We start from the raw sequence: 8,931 nt of genomic DNA, 5'->3' as shown, positions 1-8,931 counted from the left end.
CTACTCTCCCTTCCCTTCATGGGGAGGGGAATTGCATATGGAAATCTGCGAGGGCTTGGCTGCTCCTCTCTTGGGGGAGCTGTCGCCCGCTTGGGCGACTGAGGGGACCCTTGATGGTCCATTTGAGCCGTTCGCAGGTCAGCTGAGGGGGTCAAAGTCCCCCTCAGGCCCTTTGGGCCAGTTCCCCCAAAAGGGGAGCAACCGCGCTGCGGTCATATGCGAGTCCCCTGCCATGAAGGGGAGGGCGTTCATGGCTCCTTCCTTCAAGGTCACGAAATGCTCTGGATCATCCTGACGGCGGCCGCCGCGCCGTTGCAGGTCGCGCGCAATGTGCTGCAGCGCGGCCTGATCGGCGACGCCGGACCCTGGGGCGCGACCCTGGTTCGATTCCTGTTCGGCCTGCCGTTCTCGATCAGCCTGTTCGTGCTGGTCGCCGTGCTGACGCCTGCCGCCCAGCCGCATTTCGCGCTGCGGTTCTGGGTGGCGATCTCGGTGGGCGCTGTCGCCCAGGTGGGGGCCACGGCGGCCCTGCTGGTCGCCATGCATCGCTCCGGCTTCGCGGTGGCGACCTTCATGCAGCAGTCCTCCCTACCGTTGGGCGCCCTGCTGGGGCTGATCGCCTTTGGAGACCGGCTGGGCGAGGTGCAGTGGATCGGCATAGCGGCCACCACCGCCGGCCTGACGGTGCTGTCCTGGCCCCGCGCCAGCGACGCCAAGGGGGTGTTCGTGGGCTCGCTGCTGGGCCTGGTCTCGGGCCTGGCCTTCGCCTTCGCCCTGAACGGCTATCGCCAGGCGGGGATCGCGCTGGAGCCGCATCACCCGATCTTCGCGGCGACTGCTGGCGTCGTGGTCGCCCAGACCCTGCAGACCTTGCTGCTGGGCGGGATCCTGGCGGCGGTCCGGCCTTCGTCTCTGCGTGCGGTGGCGGCGTCCTGGCGACCGTCGCTGGGCGCGGGCTTCTTCGGCGCGGCGGCGTCGGCCTGCTGGTTCGCGGCCCTGGCCATGGCCCCGGCCGGGCCGGTGCGGGCCGTGGGCGTGCTGGAGGCGCCGATCGCCGCGGCGGCCGGCCGGCGGCTGTTCAAGGAGAAGCTGACCCTGCGCCAGATGGCCGGGGGGCTGTTGACCGCGGCAGGCGTGGTGATGACCGCGCTCGGTTGAGCTATGCTCCCGCTGCACGCGCCGCAGAGCGCGAGGAGGATGGGCCATGGACGGATCATCGCGGGCCTTCGACATCGCCGCCCATGAGGCGCGGCTGCGCACCGACGGCTACACGATCATCGAGGACTTCATCGACGCGGGAATGGTGGCCGCCGCTCGCGCGGCGCTGGCCCCACACCTCGGCTCACACCTGGGCCGCAACAGCTTCGAAGGCCTGACCACCGAGCGGGTCTACACCCTGGTGGCGCGAGGCCAGGTGTTCGAACGCCTGACCGAGGAGGCCCGGCTTCTGGCCCTGCTGGATCGGTTCCTGCAGCCGGGCTACCTGCTCACCGCCAGCCAGGCGATCTGCATCTATCCCGGCGAGGCGGCGCAGCAGGTTCACTTCGACGACGGCTTCTATCGCCAGCCCCGGCCGCGCCCGTCCATCAGCCTCAGCCTGATCGGGGCCATCGACGCCTTCACCGCCGCCAATGGCGCGACCGAGGTGATCCCCGGTAGCCACCTGTGGAGCAGCGCCGAGGTTACCGCCCTGACGCCTGAACGGGCCGAGGCCCTGTTGCGGCCGGTGATCATGCCGGCAGGCGCGGCCCTGATCTTCCAGGGCGCCCTGATGCACCGGGGCGGCGCCAATCGGAGCGCGGCGCCCAGGCTCGCCTACACCAACCAGTATTGCGAGCCCTGGGGCCGGACACAGGAGAACTTCTATCTCGGGATCCCACGCGAGATGGCGGCGGCCATGTCGCCCCGACTGCAGACCCTGCTCGGCTATGAGATCTGGCCGCCGTTCATGGGCCAGGTGACGGCGTCGCATCCGCGCAAGGCGCTGGAGCCCGGCTGGGTCGCGCCAGTGGCGAAGGCGGCGGCGAGCACGGACGGATAGGATCGGCCGATCTCGCCGCCCGCCTGGGCCGGCGGGAAGACCTGGCGACCTGAACGGCGCCCCCTGGTGGACCGCCGCCTCAGGCGTTATGTAGTTGGCCTGCACAACGCCTGAGGCCTGCTTGTCCGATCCCCACGCCCTGACCGCCGCCCTGTCCCTGCGCCGCGAAGGCGGGGCGCGGGTGGGGGCTGAGCGGATCGCGCTGCTGGAAGCGGTCGGCGACCTGGGCTCGATCACCGCCGCCGCCAAGCGGCTCGACCTGTCCTACAAGGGCGCCTGGGACGCGGTTCAGGCGCTGAACAACCTGTTCGAGGCCCCACTGATCATGACCCAGGCCGGCGGCGCCAAGGGCGGGGTCGCAACCCTGACCCCGCGCGGTCGGGCGGTGATCGCCGCCTTCCACCGGGTGGAGACCGAGCTGGCCGCCGCCCTGGGACGGCTGGAGGCGGGACTGGACCTCGCCCCCGACGATGATCTCGGCACGATGTTCTGGAGCCTGGGGATGAGGACAAGCGCACGCAACGCCTTGCGGGGAACCGTGACGGCGGTGACCGAGGGCGCGGTCAGCTGTGAGGTCACCCTGACCATCGCGCCGGGCCTGGAGATCGTCGCCGTGGTGACCCGCGACAGCATCGCCCAACTGGGCCTCGCGGCTGGCCGCCCGGCCATCGCCTTGATCAAGGCCACCTTCGTGACCCTGGCTGTGGGGGAGGGGATCCGCACCTCGGCCCGCAACCAGCTCGCCGGCCATGTAGCCCATCGCGAGGACGGGGCGGTGAACAGCGAGATCAGCCTCGACCTGGCCGACGGCAAGTGCCTGACGGCGACCATCACCCGCGAGAGCGCCCAGGCCTTGGACCTCAAGCCCGGCGACCCGGTGACGGCGCTGATCAAGGCGCCGCATGTGATCCTGGCGGTGGAGTAGGTGATGCGGAATTTGGGATGGGGCGTGGTCGCCCTGGTCGGCAGCCTGGCCGTCGCGCCGGCCGCCTTGGCTCAAAGCCTCAGCCTCGTGGGGCCTGACGGCCAGACCGCGCAGCTGGACGCCGCCGCCCTGGCGGCCCTGCCGCACGTCACCGTGACGGTTAAACAGCACGGGGAGACCCACAGCTTCCAGGGCGTTCCCCTGGGCGATCTGGTCGCGCGGGTCGGGGCGGCGACCGGCAAGCAGGTGCACGGCGCCGAGCTGGCCACGGTGATCCGGGTGACGGCCGCCGACGGCTATCAGGTGGCGATCAGCCTCGCCGAGACCGATCCGGCGACCCGGGCCGACCGGGTGATCCTCGCCGACCGTTCCGAAGCCGGGCCGCTGACCGCCGACGGCCCGTTCCGGCTGGTGGTCGAGGGCGATCTGCGCCCGGCCCGCGCCGCCCGCAATGTCGTGAAGCTTGAGGTGTTGCGCCTGGCGACCTCCGCGCCCGCCCCCTCCCATGGAAAGGACACCCCATGATCCGTCGCCGATTTGGCGCAGGCCTGCTGGCCGCCCTGCTTCTATCCGTTGGACTGGGGGCAGGCGCGCCCGCGCGGGCCGCCGATGTTCCGGCCATCGCGGCCGCCGCCGACCTCAACTTCGCCCTGACCGAGCTGGCCGCCCAGTTCACCAAGGACACCGGCAAGACGGTGAAACTGACCTTTGGATCGTCGGGCAACTTCACCACCCAGATCCAGCAGGGCGCGCCTTTCGAGATGTTCCTCAGCGCCGATGAGTCCTATGTCCAGACCCTGGCCGCGGCCGGCAAGACCGAGGGCGGCGGTGATCTCTACGCCATTGGCCGCCTGGCCCTGTTCGCCGCCAAGGGCTCGCCGGTCACCCCGGACGCCGGGTTCAAGGACCTCAGGAAGGCGCTCGCCGACGGTCGGTTGAGGGCCTTGGCCATCGCCAATCCCGACCACGCCCCCTATGGCCGCGCGGCGCGCGAGGCCCTGATCCACGAGAAGCTTTGGGACACCGCCCAGCCCAGGCTGGTGCTGGGCGAGAACGCCAGCCAGGCGACCCAGTTCGCCACCACCGGCTCGGCCCAGGCGGGCCTGATCCCCTATGCCCTGGCCCTGGCGCCCGCCGTCTCCAGCCTGGGGACCTACGTCCTTGTACCGGCCGGGTGGCACCAGCCGCTGCGCCAGCGCATGGTGCTGATCAAGGGCGCTGGCGAGACGACCCGGGCCTTCTACGCCTATCTGAAGACCGCCAAGGCCAAGGCGACCCTGGCCAAGTATGGCTTCGCCCTGCCGATCGGCGTGAAATAGGGACTCAGATTGGACTGGACCGCCTTCGGGCTCTCGCTGCGGCTCGCCGCCTGGACCTGCGCCCTGCTGATCCCGGCGGCCCTGCTGATCGGTCGGCTGCTGGCCGGCTGGCGCGGGCCCCTGCGGGGTGTGGTCGAGGCGTTGATCACCCTGCCTCTGGTCCTGCCGCCGACCGTGCTGGGCTATTATCTGCTGGTCGGCATGGGCGGCGCCTCGCCGTTCGGCCGGGCCTGGGAGGCGCTGTTCGGCCAGGGGCTGGTGTTCCACTTCGGCGGGCTGCTGGCCGCGTCCCTGGTGGTCAATATCCCCTTCGCGGTGCAGCCGATCCAACGGGCCATGGAGGCGGTGGCGCCCGAGGTGCGGGAGGCGGCCTTCGTCAGCGGCATGTCGCGCTGGACGACCTTCTGGAAGATCGACCTGCCGCTCGCCTGGCCCGGCGTGTTCTCCGCCCTGGCCCTGACCTTCGCCCATACGTTGGGCGAGTTCGGGGTGGTGCTGATGGTCGGCGGCAATATTCCGGGCGAGACGCGAACGGCGGCCATCGCCATCTATGACCGCGCCCAGGCCTTTGATCAGGCGGCGGCCGGCGCCATGTCGGCGGCGCTGCTGGGCTTCTCGCTCGCCGCCATCGGCCTCAGCTACGCCCTGACCGGGCGGGTGGGGCGCCGGCATGTCTGACGGCCTGAGGGTCCGCATCGCCCAGACCCGCCCCTTTCCGCTGGAGGTCGAGATGACCGTGGCGCCCGGGGAGCTGGTGGCCGTCGTCGGCCCCTCTGGCGGGGGCAAGACCACCCTGCTGCGCGCCATCGCCGGTCTGGGTCGCCCGGCCCGGGGCGTGATCTCCAATGGCGGCGAGACCTGGCTGGACAGCGGGGCCGGCGTCGCCGTGGCGGCCCAGAAGCGTTCCGTGGGGCTGGTGTTCCAGACCTACGCCCTGTTCCCGCACATGAGCGCGCTCGCCAATGTCACCGCCGCCCTGGGACATCTGCCGCGCGCCGCGCGCAAGGTTCGCGCCTGGGCCCTGCTGGCCCAGGTGCATCTCGACGGGCTGGAGCATCGCAAGCCGGCCGCCCTGTCCGGGGGGCAACAGCAGCGTGTGGCCCTGGCCCGGGCCCTGGCCCGCGAGCCCCAGGTGCTGCTGCTGGATGAACCCTTCTCCGCCGTCGACCGGCGCACGCGCCGCGCCCTGCAGGCCGAGATCCAGGGCTTGCGCGGCCGCATCCAGGCCGCCATCGTCCTGGTCACCCACGATCTGGACGAGGCCATGGGGCTTGCCGACCGTATCGTCGTGCTGGACCAGGGCCGGGTGCTGATGACCGGGACACCGGCCGAGGTCCTGGCCGCCGGCGGCGAGGTGGCGCAGGTGCTGGGACTCTAGGGAGCGACGAATGCGGGAAGTTCTGCCGGGCGTGTTCCTCGTGCCGCAGAATGGCGAGAAGGGCTATGGCTACACGCACTTCGTGGAGCGGCCCGCCGGCAATCTGATCCTGGACGCCAGCCGCGTCGGTTCGATTTCGGACGCCTTCGACGCCCTGGCGGGGCGGGGCGGGGTGAAGGCTGCGGTGATCAGCGACCGCCATCTGGGCGGCGCAGCGACCAACCAGATCGCCGAGCGCTTTGGCGCGGAGATCTTCTGCAGCGTCATCGAGGCCGAAGCGATGGGCCATCGGCGCAACCAGCTGCACATCGACCATATCCTGCCCTATGCCCGCACGACCGTGCTGGGCGATGTCCAGCTGATCCCGACGCCGGGGCACACGGCGGGGCAGTTCTCGACCCTGGTCGAGGTCGGCGGGGCGCGGCTGTTGTTCACCGCCGACTTCATCTGGCGCGAGGCGGGCCGCTGGCGGCCGGGCAGTCCCAGCCGCAAGAAGATGCTGGCGGGGCTCGAGGGGCTGCGCGACCTGGCGTTCGACCATGTCGTGCCCTGGACCGGCTATGGCCAGACCGAGCTGTTCGTGCCGATCGCCTCGGTCAATGAGACCGTCGACGCGATGATCGCGGCCTGCTCGAAGCCTTAGCCCGCGCGGGTCACTGCGCCGAGAAGAAGGCGTCCGGGCTCTCGACCTCGACCAGCTTGCCCTTGCGGATCTCGATGAACCGGGTGGCGGCCGTGCGGGTGAAGTAGCGGTCGTGGGAGACGAACAGGCAGGCGACGTCGGAGGCCTCCAGCTGGGCCTCCAGTTCCTCCTGGCCCTCGATGTCCAGGTGGTTGGTGGGCTCGTCCAGCAGATAGAGGTTGGGCTTGGCGAGCTTCATCTTGAGGAAGGCCAGGCGGGCGCGCTCGCCGTGGCTGAGATTGCCGATCGGCCCGGTGATCCGGGCATAGGCGAAGCCGGCCTTGGCCAGGAGGGCGTTGGCCTCCCGGAGGGTCGCGCCGTCCGCGCCGCAGAGATAGTCGACCAGGCTCATCTTCAGCGGCAGGTCGGCCATGCGCTGGTCGAAATAGACCAGCCGGGCCTGGGGATTGAAGCGGATCGGCGCCTGGCCGTCATAGTGCTCCAGGTCCGGATCGAAGGCCTGGGCCAGCGCCGTCAGCAGGGTCGACTTGCCCGCCCCATTGATTCCCAGGAGGGCGATGCGGTCGCCGGCCGCCACGCTCAGGCGCTCGATCCGGAACAGGTCGCGGGAATTGTCCGGAACCTTGACGGTGTAGTTGGAGACCCTCAGCGCGATCTTGGCGTCGATCTCGCCGTCGTGCAGCTCCAGCTTCCGCTCGCGGGCGACATAGGCGCCGGTGCGGTCGGCCTCGATACGCTCGATGCGCTTCTCGGTGGCCTTGGCCTTCTTGTGGAAGTCGGCGTTCTTGATCCCCCAGACCCGATAGCGCGTCGCCACCTTCTCCAGGCGCTCGATCTCCTTGGTCTCCAGCTTACGACGCACGGCGTCGGCGGCGTCGCGGTGCAGCAGGGCCTCGCGCGCCTCGACGAAGGGGACGGAGAAGCTATGGGCGCCGTCGGCGCGCAGGAACAGGGTGCGGGTGGTGGCGCGTTCCAGGAATTCCCGGTCGTGGCTGACGATCAGCATGGGCAGGCTGGCGTCCTCGTCCAGCCATCCCTCCAGCGTGTTGATGTTCGACAGGTCCAGGTGGTTGGTCGGCTCGTCGAGGATCAGGAGGTCGGGCTCCGACAGCCGGATCGCTGCGGCGATCAGCATCAGCCGGCGCCAGCCCCCGCTCAGGGCCGAGAACGGTTGCAGCGAGGTCTCGTAGGCGACGCCGATCTCGTCCAGCAGGACGTCGATCTTCCAGTCCTCGGAACCATCCGTGGTCGGCAAGGCGGCTTCCAGCACCTGGCGCAGGGGCTGGTCCAGGAAGGCGGCGGGGACCTCCTGTGGCACATAGCCCACCTTCAGGCCGCGCGAACGGACGATCTGGCCCTCATTCAGCTCCAGTTCGCCGAGCAGGCATTTCAGCAGGGTCGACTTGCCGGCGCCGTTGTCGCCCACCAGGGCGGTCCTGGCGCTGTCCAACTTGAAGGAGACATGTTCGAAAACGCGGGTAGCCCCGTAGAAAAAGCTGGCGTTTTCGACACCGAGGACGGCCTGGCGTGACATCTGCGATCCCCAGCATCTCCCTCGCGAGGGCGCAATTTCGAACGCGGTTTTCTAGCGTGACGCGAACCGCAAGGCTGTATCCCCGGGGTGACACAGCAGAGCTCTCTCAACCTTGTGACCGCCCAGGGGCGCCCTTGGCGGGCCGTCTGTCATTAAGCCTTGAATTCAACCCATTGGCAGGGCACACGGACGAGAGTCCTGCGTGCGGGAGCTGGAGCGTTGAGGCGCCTCTGATTCGAGGTGCGGCGTCTCGGTCGCTTGCCAACGCAGTCCGGCCACCTCCGACCCCCACCCCTCAGGGCCTTGCATGTTCTCGTCCTTCTTCGGCGCCATTTCCAACGACATAGCTATCGACCTCGGCACTGCGAATACCCTCATCTACATGAAGGGTAAGGGCATCGTGCTCAACGAGCCCTCGGTGGTGGCGCTGCGCAATGTCGGCGGCCGCAAGATCGTCCACGCGGTGGGCATCGAAGCCAAGCAGATGCTGGGCCGCACGCCCGGCCACATGGAAGCGATCCGTCCCATGCGCGACGGGGTCATCGCCGACTTCGAAGTGGCCGAGGAGATGATCAAGTACTTCATCCGCAAGGTTCACAACCGCAAGGGCTTCGTGAACCCGAAGGTGATCGTGTGCGTGCCGTCCGGCGCCACCGCCGTGGAGCGTCGCGCCATCAATGACAGCTGCCTGAACGCCGGCGGCCGTCGCGTGGGCCTGATCGACGAGCCGATGGCCGCGGCGATCGGCGCTGGCCTGCCCATTCACGAGCCGACAGGCTCGATGGTGGTCGATATCGGCGGCGGCACGACCGAAGTCGCGGTGCTGTCCCTTTCGGGCATCGTCTACTCGCGCTCGGTGCGGGTCGGCGGCGACAAGATGGACGACAGCATCATCAGCTACATGCGCCGCAACCATAACCTTCTGATCGGCGAAACCACCGCCGAGCGCATCAAGAAGGAAATCGGCACCGCCCGCGCCCCGATCGACGGCGAGGGCCTGGCCATCGAGGTCAAGGGCCGCGACCTGATGCAGGGCGTGCCCCGCGAAGTGCGCATCAGCGAGAAGCAGGCCGCCGACGCTCTCGCCGAAC

The 8,931-nt window shown here is 69.5% G+C and carries 10 protein-coding genes; 9 read left to right on the top strand and 1 reads right to left on the bottom strand.

The annotated features are described in order from the left end of the window. Positions 1–276 precede the first annotated feature (276 nt). From Q7P21_RS16890 to Q7P21_RS16855, 8 genes are all read left to right on the top strand, one after another. Positions 277–1,158 carry a DMT family transporter gene (locus tag Q7P21_RS16890; protein ID WP_304171594.1) on the top strand — a complete coding sequence of 294 codons (882 nt, stop codon included), beginning with the start codon at positions 277–279 and terminating at the stop codon, positions 1,156–1,158. Positions 1,159–1,204: 46 nt separating this feature from the next. Beyond that, entirely contained in the window at positions 1,205–2,041 is an 837-nt protein-coding gene (locus tag Q7P21_RS16885; protein ID WP_304171592.1) for a phytanoyl-CoA dioxygenase family protein, read from the top strand. Between the two features lie 121 nt (positions 2,042–2,162). Continuing rightward, on the top strand, positions 2,163–2,966 hold the full coding sequence (locus tag Q7P21_RS16880; RefSeq protein WP_304178028.1) for a TOBE domain-containing protein: 804 nt from the start codon (positions 2,163–2,165) through the stop codon (positions 2,964–2,966). Positions 2,967–2,969: 3 nt separating this feature from the next. Next, entirely contained in the window at positions 2,970–3,491 is a 522-nt protein-coding gene (locus Q7P21_RS16875) for a molybdopterin-binding oxidoreductase (protein WP_304178027.1), read from the top strand. After that, positions 3,488–4,285, top strand: a complete 798-nt coding sequence (gene modA / locus Q7P21_RS16870) for a molybdate ABC transporter substrate-binding protein (protein ID WP_304171586.1) — start codon at positions 3,488–3,490, stop codon at positions 4,283–4,285. Before Q7P21_RS16875 ends, modA begins: the two co-directional genes overlap by 4 nt. Before the next feature lie 9 nt (positions 4,286–4,294). Then, positions 4,295–4,963, top strand: a complete 669-nt coding sequence (gene modB, locus Q7P21_RS16865; protein WP_304178026.1) for a molybdate ABC transporter permease subunit — start codon at positions 4,295–4,297, stop codon at positions 4,961–4,963. Beyond that, a complete protein-coding gene (locus Q7P21_RS16860; RefSeq protein WP_304178025.1) occupies positions 4,956–5,663 on the top strand; it encodes an ABC transporter ATP-binding protein in 708 nt (235 codons plus the stop codon). Before modB ends, Q7P21_RS16860 begins: the two co-directional genes overlap by 8 nt. 10 nt (positions 5,664–5,673) lie before the next feature. Beyond that, positions 5,674–6,306 (top strand): hypothetical protein, encoded by a 633-nt coding sequence (locus Q7P21_RS16855; protein ID WP_304178024.1) that lies wholly within the window; start codon positions 5,674–5,676, stop codon positions 6,304–6,306. Between the two features lie 10 nt (positions 6,307–6,316). Here Q7P21_RS16855 and Q7P21_RS16850 read toward each other — a convergent pair whose 3' ends face one another. Continuing rightward, positions 6,317–7,840: an ABC-F family ATP-binding cassette domain-containing protein gene (locus Q7P21_RS16850; RefSeq protein ID WP_304178023.1), complete on the bottom strand. Its 1,524-nt coding sequence runs from the start codon at positions 7,838–7,840 to the stop codon at positions 6,317–6,319. 307 nt (positions 7,841–8,147) lie between these two features. Here Q7P21_RS16850 and Q7P21_RS16845 point away from each other — a divergent pair. Next, a partial coding sequence (locus tag Q7P21_RS16845) for a rod shape-determining protein (protein ID WP_304178021.1) occupies positions 8,148–8,931 on the top strand: 784 nt, incomplete at its 3' end.

It is taken from the genome of Phenylobacterium aquaticum (assembly GCF_947378715.1).
In the GTDB taxonomy this organism is placed as follows: domain Bacteria; phylum Pseudomonadota; class Alphaproteobacteria; order Caulobacterales; family Caulobacteraceae; genus Phenylobacterium; species Phenylobacterium aquaticum_A.
This window is presented reverse-complemented; position numbering and strand designations above follow the sequence as displayed.

Bases quoted from the DNA above. Each gene is read 5' to 3' on its own strand.
- Q7P21_RS16890 (WP_304171594.1), top strand. From the start codon at position 277: ATGCTCTGGATCATCCTGACGGCGGCCGCCGCGCCGTTGCAGGTCGCG.
- Q7P21_RS16885 (WP_304171592.1), top strand. From the start codon at position 1,205: ATGGACGGATCATCGCGGGCCTTCGACATCGCCGCCCATGAGGCGCGG.
- Q7P21_RS16875 (WP_304178027.1), top strand. From the start codon at position 2,970: ATGCGGAATTTGGGATGGGGCGTGGTCGCCCTGGTCGGCAGCCTGGCC.
- modA (WP_304171586.1), top strand. From the start codon at position 3,488: ATGATCCGTCGCCGATTTGGCGCAGGCCTGCTGGCCGCCCTGCTTCTA.
- Q7P21_RS16860 (WP_304178025.1), top strand. From the start codon at position 4,956: ATGTCTGACGGCCTGAGGGTCCGCATCGCCCAGACCCGCCCCTTTCCG.
- Q7P21_RS16855 (WP_304178024.1), top strand. From the start codon at position 5,674: ATGCGGGAAGTTCTGCCGGGCGTGTTCCTCGTGCCGCAGAATGGCGAG.
- Q7P21_RS16850 (WP_304178023.1), bottom strand. From the start codon at position 7,840: ATGTCACGCCAGGCCGTCCTCGGTGTCGAAAACGCCAGCTTTTTCTAC.